Annotated in this window: 15 protein-coding genes and 1 riboswitch; of the genes, 10 read left to right on the top strand and 5 right to left on the bottom strand. The window is 39.1% G+C overall.

From position 1 onward, the window contains the following. The first annotated feature begins 132 nt into the window (after window positions 1-132). The 5 genes from ACQ4KW_RS17375 (at window position 133) to ACQ4KW_RS17355 (ending at window position 6,360) form a co-directional block, all read left to right on the top strand. Window positions 133-2,382 (top strand): ATP-binding protein, encoded by a 2,250-nt coding sequence (locus ACQ4KW_RS17375; protein ID WP_430883703.1) that lies wholly within the window; start codon window positions 133-135, stop codon window positions 2,380-2,382. A gap of 340 nt (window positions 2,383-2,722) precedes the next feature. After that, a complete protein-coding gene (gene guaD / locus ACQ4KW_RS17370) occupies window positions 2,723-4,006 on the top strand; it encodes a guanine deaminase (RefSeq protein ID WP_430886597.1) in 1,284 nt (427 codons plus the stop codon). Between the two features lie 248 nt (window positions 4,007-4,254). Next, window positions 4,255-4,629, top strand: coding sequence for a zinc ribbon domain-containing protein (locus ACQ4KW_RS17365; RefSeq protein WP_430883702.1), 375 nt, complete (start codon window positions 4,255-4,257; stop codon window positions 4,627-4,629). Window positions 4,630-4,714: 85 nt separating this feature from the next. Continuing rightward, a riboswitch (cyclic di-GMP riboswitch) is annotated at window positions 4,715-4,801 on the top strand. Between the two features lie 142 nt (window positions 4,802-4,943). Then, entirely contained in the window at window positions 4,944-5,303 is a 360-nt protein-coding gene (locus ACQ4KW_RS17360; RefSeq protein ID WP_430883701.1) for a response regulator, read from the top strand. Window positions 5,304-5,421: 118 nt separating this feature from the next. Then, window positions 5,422-6,360, top strand: a complete 939-nt coding sequence (locus ACQ4KW_RS17355) for a TIGR01212 family radical SAM protein (protein WP_430883700.1) — start codon at window positions 5,422-5,424, stop codon at window positions 6,358-6,360. Window positions 6,361-6,588: 228 nt separating this feature from the next. On the opposite strand, the gene ACQ4KW_RS17350 is transcribed toward ACQ4KW_RS17355, so the two are convergent. The 3 genes from ACQ4KW_RS17350 to add all read right to left on the bottom strand — a co-directional run bounded on the left by ACQ4KW_RS17350 (window position 6,589) and on the right by add (window position 10,208). Beyond that, on the bottom strand, window positions 6,589-7,281 hold the full coding sequence (locus ACQ4KW_RS17350; protein ID WP_430883699.1) for a coenzyme F420-0:L-glutamate ligase: 693 nt from the start codon (window positions 7,279-7,281) through the stop codon (window positions 6,589-6,591). A gap of 126 nt (window positions 7,282-7,407) precedes the next feature. Beyond that, window positions 7,408-9,027 (bottom strand): methyl-accepting chemotaxis protein, encoded by a 1,620-nt coding sequence (locus tag ACQ4KW_RS17345; RefSeq protein WP_430883698.1) that lies wholly within the window; start codon window positions 9,025-9,027, stop codon window positions 7,408-7,410. 179 nt (window positions 9,028-9,206) lie between these two features. Next, window positions 9,207-10,208, bottom strand: coding sequence for an adenosine deaminase (add, locus tag ACQ4KW_RS17340; protein ID WP_430883697.1), 1,002 nt, complete (start codon window positions 10,206-10,208; stop codon window positions 9,207-9,209). Window positions 10,209-10,474: 266 nt separating this feature from the next. Here add and ACQ4KW_RS17335 point away from each other — a divergent pair, with 266 nt between their 5' ends. Beyond that, a complete protein-coding gene (locus tag ACQ4KW_RS17335; RefSeq protein ID WP_430883696.1) occupies window positions 10,475-11,527 on the top strand; it encodes a lytic transglycosylase domain-containing protein in 1,053 nt (350 codons plus the stop codon). 137 nt (window positions 11,528-11,664) lie between these two features. Here ACQ4KW_RS17335 and ACQ4KW_RS17330 read toward each other — a convergent pair whose 3' ends face one another. Next, window positions 11,665-12,726, bottom strand: coding sequence for a flagellar brake protein (locus ACQ4KW_RS17330; protein ID WP_430883695.1), 1,062 nt, complete (start codon window positions 12,724-12,726; stop codon window positions 11,665-11,667). 245 nt (window positions 12,727-12,971) lie between these two features. On the opposite strand from ACQ4KW_RS17330, the gene ACQ4KW_RS17325 reads away from it, so the two are divergent. Continuing rightward, on the top strand, window positions 12,972-13,169 hold the full coding sequence (locus ACQ4KW_RS17325; protein WP_430883694.1) for a cold shock domain-containing protein: 198 nt from the start codon (window positions 12,972-12,974) through the stop codon (window positions 13,167-13,169). Window positions 13,170-13,504: 335 nt separating this feature from the next. Here ACQ4KW_RS17325 and ACQ4KW_RS17320 read toward each other — a convergent pair whose 3' ends face one another. Continuing rightward, window positions 13,505-14,233: an HAD family hydrolase gene (locus tag ACQ4KW_RS17320; RefSeq protein WP_430883693.1), complete on the bottom strand. Its 729-nt coding sequence runs from the start codon at window positions 14,231-14,233 to the stop codon at window positions 13,505-13,507. A 267-nt stretch (window positions 14,234-14,500) separates the two neighbouring features. Between ACQ4KW_RS17320 and ACQ4KW_RS17315 the strand changes: the two genes are divergently transcribed. The 3 genes from ACQ4KW_RS17315 (at window position 14,501) to ACQ4KW_RS17305 (ending at window position 18,029) form a co-directional block, all read left to right on the top strand. After that, window positions 14,501-14,884: a hypothetical protein gene (locus ACQ4KW_RS17315; protein ID WP_430883692.1), complete on the top strand. Its 384-nt coding sequence runs from the start codon at window positions 14,501-14,503 to the stop codon at window positions 14,882-14,884. A 561-nt stretch (window positions 14,885-15,445) separates the two neighbouring features. After that, on the top strand, window positions 15,446-16,426 hold the full coding sequence (locus ACQ4KW_RS17310; RefSeq protein WP_430883691.1) for a hypothetical protein: 981 nt from the start codon (window positions 15,446-15,448) through the stop codon (window positions 16,424-16,426). Window positions 16,427-16,940: 514 nt separating this feature from the next. Then, window positions 16,941-18,029, top strand: a complete 1,089-nt coding sequence (locus ACQ4KW_RS17305; protein ID WP_430883690.1) for an FAD:protein FMN transferase — start codon at window positions 16,941-16,943, stop codon at window positions 18,027-18,029. Window positions 18,030-18,228 lie beyond the last annotated feature (199 nt).

The following is an 18,228-nucleotide window of genomic DNA, read 5'->3' as shown; positions in this document are numbered from 1 at the left end:
CTTTGATTTATGAAAATGCGGGTATATAGATGTTAAGCTTGTTGCAAAGTGGGACTTTAATAAAGTGAAACTGTATGGACAGCTATATGTATAGAGAGAACAACATGAGAAAACTTTCAAAAGGAGGTTAACATGGACTGTAAATGGCTGCTTGAAACATCTGTACCCGTGCTCCAATTAAAGCAAGAAGCATCAGCGCTTGTTATAGAATTATGTAATGATGCCTTTTCGAACCTTGTTAATCTTGATTCAAACGACCTCATTGGCATGACAATACAAGATATTGTCGCTCAAAACGACCATTTAACTTGGTTGGATCGCTACAGGAATACTTCACTTGCACTGATTGAGGTCAATCAAAAGTGGTTTGAGGTGGAAATTATAAAATCAGAGGGTCTGGTGGCCTATGTTCACCATAATATTACCCCGCAGGTGGAACTCGATTCCAGCAATAAGGACCTTCGCACAAGACTAAACCAAATTCAGACATTGGCAAAAATCGGCGATTGGGAGCACAACTTCAAAACCGGTATCGAGTTCTGGTCAGATGAAGTTTATAAAATAATGGGCTTTAAAGACAAAACCATACAGCCCAACTTGGAAACCTTTATGCGCTTCATTCATCCAGATGATTTTGAAGAGGTTGAAGAGTCCCACAAGGCCATACAGGAAGGCAAGGGATACACTGTTGAGTTTCGCATTATAACCATTGAAGGTGAAACAAAATGGGTTGTAACTCAAGCCAAGGTGGATTTAGATGAGAATGGGTTCCCAATGCGTGTTTATGGGACCATGCAGGATATAACAGAAAGAAAGCGACTTGAGAAAAGAGTGGAGCAGGCCTTTACAGTGGCAGAAGATGCCCATCAGACAAAGAGCCAATTCCTAGCAACGATATCACATGAGGTTCGCACCCCGATTAATGGCATACTGGGGATGTCACAACTTCTAAAAGGGTCAAATCTTGATGAGGAACAAAGTGAGTATGTGGATGACATTATGTTTTCTGCAGATGCTCTTTTGAACATTATCGAAGACATACTTGAAATGTCAAAGATGGAATCTAATATTTTAGAAGCTGATATGGAAGAGTTTGATCTACATGTTTTATTAAGAAATATAGTCCGCATGTATCAACTCAAAAAGCATGGCAAGGCCATTCATTTTCTTCATAGAATTGATCCCAAAATACCACAATACGTGTGGGGGGATGCTACGAAAATCCAGCAAATTCTTATAAATATTTTAGGAAATGCATTTAAATTTACTGAGCAAGGGCGTATAAGTTTGACGGTGAAAGTCCTAGAGGATGATATTAACCAGTGTAAAATTGCCTTTGAAGTAGAAGACACCGGCATTGGTATATCGGCTGAAATGCAAAAAGACATTTTTAACAGATTTCATCAAGGAGACCCCAATATACAGAATAGGTATGGGGGATCAGGGCTGGGACTTGCCATATCAAAAAACTATGCGGAACTCATGAAAGGGTATTTGCTTGTAGAAAGCGAGCTTGACAGAGGCTCTAAGTTTACGCTTGCCTTATCTCTTGAAAAAGCCAACAAACTTGATTCTGACAAAGATGTCTCAGTGTTTCATTCAAAAATTAAAGCCATGCATGTAAGGGTGCTGGCTGTTGTTGACGATGAAATGAGCAGGAATCATCTAAAAAGTATTCTTGTAGAACGCTGTGGTTTTAAAGTGGATTTTGCAGAAGACTTAAATTCGGTCATTCAAGCCTTTGAACACAACACCTATCAGTTTCTTGTTATGGACACATTTTTAACAGACCAAAGTGATGTGTATATTGCTAGAACCATTCGAGAAAGTCTTAAGATGGATGGACTAACCCTTCCGATTATTGCAGTTACAGGAGACGGCAAGGAAGAAAACAAAAAAGCACTTATAAAGGCTGGTGTGAATCACTTGATTGAAAAACCAGTCAATGAAAGTGTGTTTATGGAAATAATCCATCAAATTCTAGATGTTTCCGCAGTTAAGAGACGCTCGAAGTCAAGACCAGGTTACAGGTATATAAAAGTTGACCAACTTGGAAGGAAACGTTTGGAAATAGGAAAGCAAGTCTTTGAAAATGGAATTAATGCCACTATAAGTGGTAGCCAGGACAAGGTTTCAAAAATACTGTCAGCGTCGGCACCCCTCAATATTTTAGTGCTGAGTCATGAAATAGATGAGATTGACGATGTGATCAGCAATTTTGGAACTGAGGACATTTGCGAAAGTTTGGAGCTAATAAAATCAGCACTGCTAAATGATGACACAGTTGGAATAGAAGTTATCGTGACAGATTTTATGGATGAGTACCAATGCTTTGTAGATGAACTACAGGAATTTATCAATGATTTGCCTGCTGGTGCATAAAACTTTAGATAAAAAATTAACGAAGCTTGCAATATCTATTTGCGTAATATATCATATTGATAAATTAATTGTATGCCAAATGCAATAAGTAGGACGTCAATAAATCTCCCAAACGATTCATATTTCATCCTACTGATGCTTTTTATAACGGCTTAACGGCCGTTATTTTTTTACATAAATGAAAGTGTCTACAGAAAAACTTGCATACACACCGCTTTGGCGTGCACAAAAATGAATGAATAATTTTGTATATAATAACCAAAGTCTTTTCCTTCTTATTTTGTGGAAATGTACGATTTCTGGTACAATAACTCCGGACGGACAAATAAATGGACGAGGAGTGATTGGCTTGTTAAAGGCCTACAAAGGTCATGTTGTGTATACAGCATCACCAGAAGCATTCACGGTCATCGAAAACGGCTATATAGTTGTTGAAAATGGCATAGTGAAAGCGGTAAGTCATGAAATGCCAAAAGAACTAGACCAGAGTCAAGTTGTAGATTACGGGGATCGACTAATTATGCCTGGTTTTGTTGATTTGCACTTTCATGCACCGCAGTATCCTAATATTGGATTAGGACTGGATAAAGAGTTATTGCCGTGGCTTGAGGATTACACATTCCCAACTGAAGCAAAATTTGCGGACACAGATTTTGCAGATCGCGTATACCGAAAGGTTGTACATGAACTTTTAAGGCAGGGAACAACACGTGTGGTACTGTTTGCTACAATTCATCTTGAAAGCTCTAAGCTACTAGCCCGGATTTTGGACGAGTCTGGTATAGGCGCTTATGTGGGTAAGGTGAATATGGATAGGAATTCATCAGAAATACTCATTGAGAGCACTGAAAATTCACTTCGTGATACAGAAGCTTTCATAAATGCCTTTGAAGGTGTGTCTGATCGCGTTAAGCCGATTATCACACCTAGATTTGTGCCGACATGTACTCCAGAGGTTATGGAGGGGCTTGGACAATTGGCTAGGAAATACAATGTGCCTGTTCAATCTCATATCAGTGAGAATCTTGGTGAGGTCAAATGGGTATCAGAATTACATCCTGAATTTAAGGACTATGCATCTGTATATGATCATTTTGGACTATTAAATGATCAAACAATTATGGCACACTGTGTTCATAATACAGATGATGAAATTGGAATGATGGCAGAGCGTGGCACTTTTTCGGCTCACTGTCCGAATGCAAACTACAATCTTTCAAGTGGTATTATGCCTGTTCGTAAGTTCTTAAGTGCCGGTGTTCAAGTTGGTCTGGGTACAGATGTTGGCGCGGGTCATAAGGTTTCCATTGCCCAGGTTATGTCACAGGCTGTACAGGGCTCTAAAATGGTATGGCAAATGGTTGATAATAGCCTTGCACCACTGACCACTTCCGAGGTTTTCTATATGGCAACCAAGGGTGGCGGTGCATTTTTTGGTAATGTAGGTAGTTTTGAGCCAGGGTATGAGTTTGACGCTCTGGTTATTGATGATAAGTCGCTTCAAATTGAACTGGAAAGATCAATCGAAGAGCGGGTTCAGCGCTACATTTATTGTGGTGATGACAGAAACATTAAAGCACGTTTCGTAAAGGGACAAGAAATTCTTCTCAATCAATCAGAATGAGCTTAAATTGACAAGTTTTTATGGGATGGTGTTTTAACAGAAAAGTGAACCATGCAGCCTCCAAGGTAAAGCCTTTAATCCAGAGTGGTTATAAGGCAACCTTGGAGGTTTTTTGCGATTTCACCAAGAAATATTAAGGCCATACTTTAATTCTGAACAAAGTTTAATTGTAACTAAAATGTATTCCAAATGTGGTCATTTTATTGTAGTATGTGTATAGTTAAAATGATTGAAACTGAGGTGTGTACATGTTTTTAATTATGGGTATACAGGATAAGACAAAAACAAAAAGGATTTCTAGTCCTTTGCCTTGCCATATTTGTGATGGAGACAAAGGCTTTGAAGTGAATGACCGATTTAGTTATTTTCACTTATTCTTTTTACCAATTTGGACCTGGGGTCACAGATTCACCCTAAAGTGCTCCAAGTGTGACACCCACTACAACTTGAAAGAACAAAGCAAGTTAAACTTGAAGGATATAGGGTCTGGTTTGAGTTACTGGGATATTGAGCCGGTCAGCATACCAAATGCTTATACAATGAATACTTGTAAAAAATGTGGATATCATTTAGAAGACGATTTTGATTACTGTCCAAAATGCGGTATGAGTTTAGAAAAGTAAGAAGAGTGACTATAGTCCTATTTTATAGAACAACCTTGCATTTTATGGCGCTATTCGCTAAACTTGTATAGTAGAAATGGATATGTGACGACAATAGCACACCTGTTGAAAAGCAGGGCCGCAAAGCCGTGGATCTAAGGGAATAAAGTCCTATGATTGCCAGGTTGCCGAATCATGATTTTGGTAGATTCAGGCGTCTGGGGCATTCCCGACGCCTTTTTTAGATCGATTACCCAAACATAAATTCGTGCTATCTGTATGATTTATTATAAGTCATAATGTCATTTATTTGGGTATTTGGAAGTGGGCGAAAAATGAAAATACTTATTGCAGATGATTCAAAGTTTATGCGCCATTTGATACGCTTAAACGTTGAGAGTCTTGGGCATACGGTGGTTGCTGAAGCCGAGAATGGTGTCCAAGCTGTTGAAGGATATTACAAGCATCATCCTGATGTTGTGTTCATCGATATGATCATGCCCCAAATGGGCGGATTAGATGCAATTGTATCCATAATGAGTTATGATAGCGATGCCAAAGTGATTATGTGTTCTTCTATGGGACATGCTTCTTATATAAAAGAAGCCATAGTTAGGGGTGCTCGCGACTTTATTGTCAAGCCCTTTAATCCTCAAAAGATTAAAGAGGTCTTGGGCAAGCTTGAAGATAGTTAACAAGATTCATATTCGAATCACACCATTATATTGGCATCTGCGCCCCCATGCAGATGCCGCTTTTTTTTGCTGTTGATTAACATTGAAAGTTTATTTTAGATGCCACTGGGGTGTTATCATGAGAAGACAGGACATATGGAAGGATAAACGGTATTATAGCTATAATGCCTATATGCGAAATAGACACTCCCAAAAGGTTGGGAAACTATCCCTAAACGCGGGCTTAACATGTCCCAATAGAGACGGCACAATAAGTCGTGGCGGATGTATTTTCTGTAGTGAAGATGGATCAGGGACGTTTGCTGGATGTAAAGAAGACACGATAGTCGATCAGATTTCCAGTCAAAAGCGCCTGCAAAGTGGAAAATGGAAAGTTAAGAAGTATATCGCCTATTTGCAAAGCTACTCCAACACCTATGGTGATGTGGATGAACTCAGAAGAATCTACTTTGATGCCATATCTGATGAAGACGTGTGTGGTCTTGCCATTGCAACCAGACCTGACTGCCTTGGTGATGATGTCCTGGATTTACTGGAAGAGTTAAATGGAAAAACACATTTATGGGTTGAACTAGGACTTCAAACCGTGAATGAAGAGACGGCCACATGGATCAATAGGGGGTATTGTCTTGATGTCTTTGATCAAGCCGTGAGAAAATTAAAGCAAAGAGGTATCGAGTTTGTGGCCCATGTTATTTTCGGGCTGCCTGGAGAAACTCAAGAAGACATGCTTAAGACCATTGAGCATTTAAAAGTTCTTGGGGTGAATGGTGTGAAAATTCACTTGCTTCATATTATTGACGGTACAAAGTTAAATGAAATATATGAGGTAGAACCATTTCCTGTTTTGAAAAAAGAAGAGTATATAAACTTGGTGGTTAAAGCACTGGAAAGACTGCCAGAAGATGTGGTTATTCATAGACTTACAGGAGATGGAGCAAAAGAAACCTTGGTTGCACCTAGGTGGCCACTTCATAAAAGATCGGTTCTCAATGGAATTGATAAAAGGCTCAAAGAACTGGACACATGGCAGTCAAAAGAATGTGTATATGAATAGGTAAAAGATAGAGCGTAAAAATAAAGGCTGATATTTCTCAATAAGAGGAAATATCAGCCTTTTGATTTGATTATTAAATCAGGCGCTTGCAAAATTACAGATCTATTGCCTTCGCCATGCCATATATAGAATTTCCGATTCTTAAATATCAATATATGCATGGCGAGGGTTCTTGAATGATATTTGACAAGTCGCTCAAATGAAAGCTAATTGGAATAATCGCTTCATTTATTGGCCATTCACCTCACGGATGATGCCCATTGGAGTTTGTTCGTGGTCTTGACCCAGTGGGTTGTCTTTGAGTATGCCTTTGATTTTTGCCTTATCCAGGGACTTGTTTGAAACGCCGAGGATAACCCCGTCAATATCGTTGATGTCAACAACAGCCACATCACATCCTAATGTTTGGCTAATTTCCTCAGCCACCTTGTCGGGATGTGCTGGACCAAGAACAACATATTGGTTGTAAGGCGGTATTGTGTTTGGTGTAGGACCATCAATAGACTGAGCCTTGTAGCCAGCGATTTCATAAAAAACGCCCTTGCGACCAAACGGTTTTGTTATAGCGCTGCCGGCTGCTGCCATAAGGATACGGAAAATACCACACTCGCGAAGGGCCATTTCCATTGTTTCTGGCATGCCAAGCCCAATTCCAGCAGGTGTTTTCGTAACGTGGTTTGAAAGAAATCTGGCAAGTGGCCTAGGGGTAATATCCTTTAGTGGGATCGCTCGCCCCTGGGTGATGGCCACGATTTTTTCAGATACGAAAAGCAAATCACCCTCTTCAAGAGCATCGGAAGCGTATTTTGTAACAACGTCCATAAGTTTATCGTCTCGCATAACCACATGTGTTTTGAGTGGAATACGTAAGTATTTTTTATTGTCGTATTGAATTTCTGGTTTCTTTTCTTTTCGCGCCATAGTCGGCCTCCGTTCTGTAGCTTATATAATCTGTACTTATTATAACAGAAACTTGGGCGTTCACGGAATCATATATCGTGATCGGCCAAGTTTCAATAAGTTTATATTTGGATTTGCAAGCAATGACTATATGGTTAAATCGACAACAAAAATACCTGCTATGCAATCATCAATATAAATAGGCACTGATGTCGTAATACAAAACTCATTGGTGATTTGAGAAATATAGGGTTCAGAGTGATATGGATGACCTTTAATGGCTTCTGTATAAAAAGGTCTATAAGAAACATCAACTGTGGTGCCCTTCATACTTGGTTCGGAAAAAGAGATTCCAATACCCTTTGAATTGAGAACGGCGACAAATTCATAAGCTGGGTTCCTCGATTTAAACTCTGCTAGATTATCCCCAGTTAAGTCGTTTAAGGTCTTAATTGATCCAGACTGAATATAGGCTTTGATGGATTCGGTAGTGGATTGAACCTCAGCCTGAGTTTTGGTGTCAGTTTTAAGCCCTTTTTTATAGTCGTCAACAATGTTCATGAGTTCACCAGAGACACCGTGGATGTCATCAAGTGAAGAGGACATATCAGATATACTGGCACTCTGCTCCTGGGTAAGGGCCGCAGCTTCTTCAACGTTAGAAGTGACTTCTTGTGCCCCTGTGGCAACACCTTCAACTAGTTGGAAAATCTTATTGGTGTTTGAGAGTTGAGATTGGCATAGGTCTTTAATCGTATCAATCGATGTAATGGTTTGGGAAACGGTGTCGGTGACATCTCCAAGCATTTGATTGGACGTGTCAGCAAAGGCTATACTTGACTTTGATTTATCCACTAAGGTCTCAATACGATCAGATATTTTCCTTGTTTTACTGGAGACTTGTGTGATGATTGTTTTTATGTTCTCGGTAGACTCACTTGACTGTTCGGCAAGCTTGCGGACTTCTTCAGCAACAACAGCAAAGCCACGACCAGCTTCACCGGCACGAGCGGCCTCAATCGAAGCATTAAGGGCAAGGAGGTTGGTCTGTTCGCTTATGGCAGTTATAATTCCGATTATTTCCTCAATGCTGGTCATAGAGGCACTTAGATCCTCAACTTCACGGGAAATTTCTAGATTTTCATTGGAACTTTCTTTCATAATATCAATTATGGACAAAGAGTTGTCTGTGTTTTTCGAAATGGTCTCACTCATTTTTTGAGCGTATTCACTAAGAAGCTCAGACAGATCGGTTATCTGATTAATTCCTTCAACCATCGTCCCTGCATCGGACTGGGTATTTGCTGATTTTTGAGAAATACCATCTATGGATCCAGCAATATCCGTAACGTTGTCAGCAACATTCTCAAAAGAGATGGAGAGTTGGTTACCGGTTTCCTTGATAGTCTTGATGGAGGATGCTAATTTTTCGCTGGTCATTAGCATTTTTCCAATCATAATCTTCATGTCTTTACTCAAGTGATCAATTGATTGACCTAAAGATGCAAATTCACTTGTTACTTGTTTTGGAAGTGCGGCTGTGACGTGGCCACTTGCAATGGCGTCAATATACTTTGAAGTCATTTTTAACTGTGAACGAATAAGACCTATGAGTATAATTGTACTGACCTGACTTAGGACGATGGCTCCAAGCATCTTAGAGACAAGACCGTAGTCTTTCATTAAAGACAAGACGCCAGTGATAAGAATGCCGTTTAGTGCAAGTGTTAATGCGAACCTTATAAGTAATCCAGATTTGTTTCTCAAAACGCTTCACCCCTTCATTTTTATTCCAATTTAAGAATTCAACACATTTAGGGGGAAACCCTTTTTATATGACTGTCTTTGATGGCATTAAAAAGGAAGGATAAATCGCATAGATTTATCCTTCCTTTTTGGTTTCTACATTTCTAGTTTCTACATTAAATCCAACTGCGAGCAAATGTTTATTTGCCAACAAGGCTGCGTAAATGTTCTTTAATATCATTTGATGCAAATGAAGCTTCGACACTTTTAAGATATATATCAGTAAAAATATCCTCATTAAAGTCAAAGTTTTTTGCCAAATGCTCGTACTCTTCTGTTTGTGTAATATTCGATACGGTCATATTGTCAGTGTTAATCGTAACAAATACATCGTCTTTATAGAAATCGCCAATTGGATGTTCTGCATAAGATGGAACAGCCTTGGTGTGCAGATTGCTCACCGGGCACATTTCAAGTGGTATTTGTTTTGATTTAACAAGAGCATAAGACGATGGAACATTCTTACAAAATAGTCCGTGACCAATTCGCTCTGCATGAAGGAGCTCAATTGATTTTTCAACATTTTCGCCAATACCTGTTTCGCCAGCGTGGACAGTAATGTGATACCCGTAGTCCTTTGCAAGATCAAAAGCGGCCTTGTGAAGTTCTGGTGGATAGTCGTGTTCATTGCCTGCCAAATCAACAGCAACGACGCCCTTACCTAAGAATTTACGACCTGACTTGACAACTTCTATACTGTGTTTGACATCTTCATGACGCATACAGCATAGAATCAAATTCGCATAGATGCCGTATTTTTCAGGGGCTGTGCGTATAGCACTTAAAACACTTTCAACAATTTCGTCAAAAGTGAGACCCTTAGCCATATGGAGTCGGGGGGCAAATCGAATTTCGATATATTTGACGCCATCCTCCGCCACATCACTTAGAAGTTCGTCAGTGATTCTACGAATGTTGTCTCCATTTTGCATTACAGCATTAGGCAGTGCAAATCTTTCAAGATAAACCTTTAGAGAGGGACAATCATCAGGAACCTGTAAATAGGCTTTTAGATCTTCAAGGTTGTACGTGGGCAGTTCAATGCCATCCTGCTTTGCAAGTTCAAGTATGGTTTCAGGACGAACACTCCCGTCCAAGTGACAGTGTAATTCTACTTTTGGTAACATCTTTAAATTCGTCATTTAATCACATCCTCAAAGTAATCTCGGAACATTATATACTGTTTTATACCAAATGCCAAGGTCATTATTGATAAAATTATATGAATAGTCAAAGGAGAAACACCGAACGTTCGGTAAAATAATATGCATTTTATATTAAATATATATAAAAAGTATTGGAAAAACCTATTCATATAATTTGTCCTCTAGTAAGATGGGGGCATAGTGGTATAAAATTATAGTGGTTTAGGAGAGTAAAACCGAATCCAATTATACGGAGGAATATTATGAAAAAAAGAATCATAGCATTAACGGCTGCCCTGGGACTCCTGTTTTCCAGCATAAGTTTTGGAGATGTTCCATTAGAGCTGAGTGCCTTTAACAGCCAAGCGGTTATAGATGGTCATGCTTTTCAAAATGAAGGCTTACAGTATCCATTCTTGTATGGTAGTGAAAAAGTTTATATGCCTCTTGACTACCAAACCTTAAGAACGCTTGGATATTTGAGTTCGTGGGATGACAGCAACAACACCTTTAAAATTTATACATCAACAAATAAAACATACAATCTAAGAACATCAGAGGTGAAGTGGACAAATGCTCAAATATCAGCAGTTCAATCGACGGCATCTTTGAACTTCATGGAAGAAAAAATGATTGAAAAGAGCTTGGTTGAGGCCAATGGCATACTTTACTTAGAACTTTCTGATAAGGTACTTGAAAGCCTGGACTGGGCTGCGGCCTACCATCCGTTTTTAGGTCTTCAAATGAGTGTGGTAGAAAACAGCGCTGACTTGGTGTCCCTTGATGATGCTGACATTGCATATTATGATGGTCTTGCTCGTTTTATGATGACAAGGAACAGTGCCTTGACTTACAAAAAGGCGGCGGAGTATGCAAAGTATGTGAAGGAATCATCCTTAGAATATGACATTGATGAGATCTGGATTATGGCTATGCTTTGGCAGGAAAGCTGGTATGATGAGAACTGCGAGTACAAGGGCGCCTTGGGTCTAATGCAAATCATGGAGTCAACTGGTCGTGCTCTAGGTCTTTCAAGAGATCAGTTATTTGACCCCCAGTTGAGCATTAAATATGGCACAAAATACTTACGAGACCAAATGAATGCTTTTGACAACAATTTGGATCTTGCAACCCTAGCTTATAACCAAGGGCCAGTACGTGTGCAAAAGGGAACATACCGAACTTGGTATCTCGAAGAGGTTAAAGAGAAATATGCCGTGATTGAGAACTGGCTGATTCAAGAGGGCATTGATTTAACGGCCCTAGCTGAGTCTGGTGGTGACGCTGGTGACGCTGATGAAGATAGTCCAGAGTAACCTAATCTATTAGGCACAGACTCTAAACAAGTAGGATTTTATATTAAAAATATCAATAAATCCCGGTAGGCTTAAATGTAAGCGTTTACCGGGATTTTTATATTTCCAAATTTGTTTGCACTAAGGATCGTCTAAGTTTATCGTCCAATCGGTAAGATAATGTATAAAAACATGATGAGGATTGAGAAAACCAGGTTTATGATAAGCCCCCTATTATACTGATCTCCTTCGCGCTTCATTCTAAGGGAGTTCATATAAAGGCCAACAGAGCAAACAATCATTTCAACCAGAGAAGCCACAAAGGCTGTCGTTAGCAGGTCAGCCCGCCAATAGCCACGTTTATAAAAGTTAAAATAAATATCAAGATTGTATTTGGCCTCGGGCCGTGCTTCCACAATAAGTGCAATGATTGCCAAGGTCATAAACCATGTGATCAAGCCTAGAATGGGAACAGTCTGGACAATTCGGTCTCCACCATGTCGCCTATTGTTCTCATAAGAATAGAACATATCCTCAAGTTTGCTTCGTCCCTCGCTTTCAACCGTCTTCTTAAGAGCTTCTGACTGTTTGCGGTTTATAAAATTGTTGAGCTTGAGTTTGTCGGAGTTATCAAGGTCAATAAACTGAAGTCTTAAGTCGTGTTGAATCATTGAATTAGAGACCTGGTCACAGGCCACAACCTTAGATTTTATATCCATGGTTTCTCCATTTTCAAGGTCAAGATGAATATTGACTTCCGTGTCAAAAGGTATACGTTCTTCAATAATCCCCCGTAGGCCTGTGGCGCTGATATTCTTTAGTAGAATCACTTTCTTGCGGTTGAGATACTCATATGTGACATTTTTAAGTATGTGTAGCCTGTAAGTGTTTCGGCGCTGAATTTTCTTAGGTGAAGATATTTTCGAAAAAATAACGACTGATTGCCCATCTATGCGCTTGCGTTCAAGCACCATCACTTTCATGGTGTAGGCAGCTTTCTTTTTTTCTTGTTCTCCTTCTGTGACATCAAAAGTAACCTCTAGCTTGTCATTAGGATGTAGAGGATAATAGTTGCCTTCAAGGATAGGGGCTATAACTGTGAAGCTGTCATTCGTATATCCCTTTTCAACAAGGGTCTTCAGTTTTCGAGTGTCGCCATCTTCTTCGCGAATGGATAGTTCGACTTGTTTGCCAGGTTTTAAAGTATCTTGAAGATCCATAATCTACCTCCCTTTAAATTGATACCCGAAAAACATATATATTCAACAGGTTCACCTAATTATACCAAAGTATGGCGATTTTTATGGAATAGATGTTTAGATTTTGTTATAATATTCTTTAGAAGGATAAATTGCATAATACGGCGAGCTCAATGGATTCGTTGGTAAGTGTAAGATTTTATCGTTCAACGGCAATGGTGTTTAAGATAACCATTGTTATTCCAGCACGAAGGGGGGTCCATAATATGCAAGGTACAGTAAAGTGGTTCAATGCTGAAAAAGGTTTCGGCTTTATTGAACGTCAAGAAGGCGATGATGTATTCGTACATTTCAGCGCTATTCAGACTGATGGTTTCAAGACTCTTGAAGAGGGTCAAGCTGTTGAGTTTGATATCGAAGAAGGCCCAAAAGGCTTACAAGCAGCTAATGTAAATGGTCTTTAGGGACAATAATACATAGTAGCGTAGTGGTGAGAAGATGATTGTTTTGAGTGCTCCGGGGGGATACTCAACGCAATCATCTTTTTCGTTTTGGAATTGTTTTAAAATAAATACAAAAAAATAAAGGGAAACGATTTCGCTTGTCGAAATTTAACTTTATAGTAAGTTGCAGACCTCTCTATCTCATCTTACATATACTATTGGATCACACCCCGGAAACGGGGTGTCTTACTGTCAATACAATCTCGATATCTTGGTTTTGTTGACAGTCATGCAAGAAAAATGGCCTATAAAGTTTTGAGATGACTCAAAATTTTATAGGCCATTTTATATGTCTTTTAGTCTATAGTTGCGACCTGTGGTGTGAGGTCATAAATAATATCTTTACGCTCAACAATAATTTTGCTCTTTTGCATGAGGTCTTTATCGCCATTAATATGATCAAGCAATTCCCGCGTAGGGTTAATTGCCACAGGGTGTCCAACCAGACGCATCATAGACAAGTCGCCATTGGTATCGCCGTAGGCATAAGAGTGCTCAAGAGCAATGCCGTACTGCTCCACAAAAGCATGTATCACACGATTTTTACTGTCAGCATCCCAATTTGGGATGACTTCCCCTGTAAAAGTCCCATCAGGATTAAGAAGATACTCCGTGCCCTTGTAGTCTTCTACGCCGTATTTATGGGCCATTCTAGCAACGAGGTGTTCAGGACTGCCTGATATGAAAAACACCTTATGCCCTTGTTTTTTATGCCATTCGATTTGATGGCGGGTGTAAGTGTAAACCTGGTCGCCTTTTAAGTTTATGACCTGCTGAGAGATGAACTGAATCTCTTCTTTTTTTAGTCCACGCAGGGAATCCACATAAATTTCAGCGAGCTCCTCCATATAGTCTTCATATTCGCCCACGCGTTCTTGCCACTCCTTGTAGGTGTGTTTTACATGAGAGTGCCAAAGAGCAGGGTCGATAACTTCATATTTAATAAGCTTTTTGAAGTGTTCAATCATCAAAGAATCTCTATAAAGCGTACCATCAATATCGAAAAAAGCTGCAACGTTGTTCATAATATTCCTCCATTCTCCCATTTCCCGCTGGAAATAGGTGATTTTTAAAATTGTATCTGTATTTGATCCAGATTGCAAGCTGAATTAAAAATATTCAAGAAGTATTTAAATTTTCATTGTATTATCATTTACAAGTTTCAGAGCAAACATATTTGGTATAAATATAATATCCAAAGTAGATCGTTTTAATCGTTATGATTGTCGGCCACTACATAAACATGTGACTAGGGGGATACAGGGACATAAAATCGGAGGGTGGTGCTTCTTATGTTGTATATTTTAATCGCTTTACTAATTACGGCAATCATCGGGTACTGTGTTGAAACTTTGAGAATGAAGCTGACAATCGAGCGGGTTAAGAGAACATCTCGAGATATGGCACACTTCATTGATGAAATGATCGTGGGTGTGGATGATATTGATATGTTTCTTATCAATAGTTTGCGTCAGAAAATTACAGCAGAATATTTGAAAACGAAAAGAATTGATGATTTTAAGATTTATAAGAATGGCTCAAGACGCATTCGCGTTGCTTTTAGGGTTAAACTGGCAGTACAGAAGATGGACATCTACATTGGCAGAAGTTATCATAGGACAGAAGAAATATCTCTTGATTATCTAGAAGATATGAATATTAGTGAAGTTCTTTAGACGATATTGTTTAAAGTCTTTATTGAGGGGTAATACTAGAATAACAAAGTTGGAACTCCTTCCTTTGCGAAGGATTCTTATAAAAGCGATAGCAAGGACGTAATAAGGGACGTAGGTCCATTTTAAAAGAACAAAAATCGATACTATGAAAGACATGGTAAAAAATTAAGTGTTAATGATTTTTGTAAGGATTCGATCAAAGTAATACCATTTGCTCGAAATAATCGTAGGAGGTATGCTTATCGAAAAGGAAAGTATAAACAAAACTGAATATGAAAAACAAGAACGTGCTTGTTATTGCTGACGAGACATTCAAGAGTGATTAGCTTGAATGTCTCGTATTTTTTTGCGCTTTTAGTGGAAAACAAGTCTGGTATGACTTGTAAAAGTCATGGATTTCGAACAATAAAACGTACTGGATATACCTAAATAATTTACATTTCAGTTTGAACAAAATGAACAAAATGACCAAAAGCGAATCTACTATTGATATTAATTTGTCAATGTTACTATAATAGACGTGAATACATATTCATACATATGTTTGGAGGAGGAAATTAAATGAACAAGAAATTAATGGCCCTAGGTCTTACTGCTGTGTTAGCAGTATCGATGCTTGCTGGTTGTTCAGCGCCTGCAGAAGAGCCTCAAGCTGAGGAAACTCAAACGGAAGCACCTGCAGAAAACACTGAAGAAACAACAGAAGAAGAAACAGCAGAAGAAGAAACAACAGAAGAAGAAACAACAAGTGAAGAGTCTTCTGAAGAAATGACTGAAGAAGGCATGTACGAAGACGGTTACTACTTTGCTAAAGAAGATGAGTTCAGCGAAAAGAGTGGCTGGAAGTACACAGTTATGCTTGAAGTTAAAGATGGCAAGATTGTAACTGTTGACTGGAATGGTGTAAGCAAGGACGCTGGCGTTTCAAAAGAAGAAGCATCAAAGTCTGGCGCATACGGCATGGTAGAAAAGGGTGGCGCACAAGCACCTTGGTTCGAACAAGCTGAAAAAGCTGAAGCTTTCCTACTAGAAACACAAGATCCAACAGACATTCAGTATGCTGATGATAACTATCATACAGATGCTATTTCTGGTGTTTCTATTGGTGTTTCTCCAATGTTCACACTGGCTCAAAAGGCACTTGAAGAAGGTCCAAAAGAAATGGGTCCTTACAAAGATGGTGCATACCATGCTGAAGAAGCAGACTTCTCTGAGAAATCAGGTTGGAAGAGTACAGTGGACATCACAGTTCTATTCGGTAACATCGAATCAGTAAACTGGAATGCAGTTCACAAAGATGGCGGCGAAGGTAAAAAGACTGTTTCTATGAATGGCGAATACGGCATGGTAGAAAATGGTGGCGCACAAGCACCTTGGCATGAACAAGCAGCAAAGGCAGAAGCACACCTTCTAGCAACACAAGACCCAACTGATATCCAGTATGCTGATGACAACTATCATACAGATGCAATTTCAGGTGTATCAATTGGCGTTTCTCCACTATTCACACTAGCAGAAGAAGCTCTAAGCACTGCTAAGTAATTTGAGAATTTGTTAAATCATAGGCCTTGGATCTCCGGGGCCTATTTTTCGTGAAAGGTAAAGTCCAGGCATGAAATTCCAAAGAAGCACAAAAGCAAACAAAGTTTATTTTTGTGCTTCTTTGGAATTTCATATCTGGCGCGCCTCGCGACAGAAGCAATCGAAGATTGCTCTGTGAGGTAAAAATAAGAAGAATGCTGGGTAAGAAAACAGATGTACTGAAGAGAGACAAAAGCAAACAAAGTTTATTTTTGTGCTTCTTTGGAATTTCATATCTGGCGCGCCTCGCGACAGAAGCAATCGAAGATTGCTCTGTGAGGTAAAAATAAGAAGAATGCTGGGTAAGAAAACAGATGTACTGAAGAGAGACAAAAGCAAACGAAGTTTATTTTTGTGCCTCTTTGGAATTTCATATCTGGCGCGCCTCGCGACAGAAGCAATCGGAGATTGCTTTGTGAGGTAAACTAAAAAGTGAATTTAAATTCGAGAAAAATAAAATCAAATAAGGTGTCCTATGAAGAAAATAATGAGTATATCACTGGCCCTCTTGCTACTCCTGGCAGGATGTACAGCACAAGATAAAAATACAAATACAGAAAAATCAACTGAAACAGGTCATCAAACTCAAAAGCAAGAAAATCATGAAAAGAAAGACTCATATGAACGCTCTGAGTTTGTACTTGGAACGATCGTGACCGTAAAGCTTTTTGAAGATGGTTCAGAAGCCATACTCGATAAGGTCTTTGAACGTATGACAGAAATTGAAAACCATATGAGTTTCAATTCATCACAAAGTGAAGTTATTAGTATCAATGACGCAGCGGGGAAAAACCCTGTTCAAGTATCAGAAGATACATATGACGTCATAGACACAGCCATTAAATTTGCAAGTCAGTCAGAAGGTCAGTTTGATCCGACCATTGGTCCACTGGTTAAGCTTTGGGGCATTGGGAGTGAAGGGGCAGCTGTGCCATCTGATAGAGATAGAGAAAAAGCACTAGAACTAACAGATTGGAATGAAGTTGAATTAAATGGGTATGAGAAAAGTGTATATCTGAAAAAGGAAGACATGATGCTTGACCTTGGTGCAATAGCCAAGGGATACGCCTCCGATGAAGTTGTAAGAATTCTTAAAGAGGCCTCTGTTTCCAGAGCCATTATCAATCTGGGGGGGAATGTTTATGCTTATGGAGAAAAGGCAGATGGGTCCCCTTGGAGAATCGGTATTCAAAATCCGTTTTCAGCGAGAGGGGAATACATTGGCATAATTGAACTGAAGAATAAATCTGTTGTCACATCAGGAATTTATGAAAGATTTTTTGAAGCAGATGGCAAAAAGTATCACCATCTCCTCAATACTGAAACAGGATTTCCAATTGAAAACGAATTGGCATCTGTCACTATTATTTCAGAGAGTTCCATAAACGCTGATGCCATGTCCACGATACTTTTTTCAGAAGGCGTTGAAGGCGGACTGGCTTATTTAGAAAAATACCATCCAGAAGTGGATGCTGTCTTCATAACAAAGGATAAAGATGTTTATTCAACGGATTTGTCTGAGTATGAAGTCAAATGGACAGATGCGTCATTTGAAATTAATTAGATGAGTCTCTTGCAAAATCACAAAAGAGGTCACCGCGAAATAATATATATAATCTCATGATGACAGTGTGATGATATTTTGTAAGACGCGCAGGTGATCCTATGACCTAAATGTACAAAAGTCATCTCAATTGACCAAAAGCGCCTAAAACGTTTGAAATCAAATGAGGTATGATAAAATTTTCCTGAACTAATGTTAA

Source organism: Tianxiuia mixotrophica, from assembly GCF_050596425.1.
Taxonomy (GTDB): domain Bacteria; phylum Bacillota; class Clostridia; order Peptostreptococcales; family Acidaminobacteraceae.
Note: the sequence above shows the minus strand (reverse complement) of the source record. Positions and strands in the feature narration are given on the sequence as shown.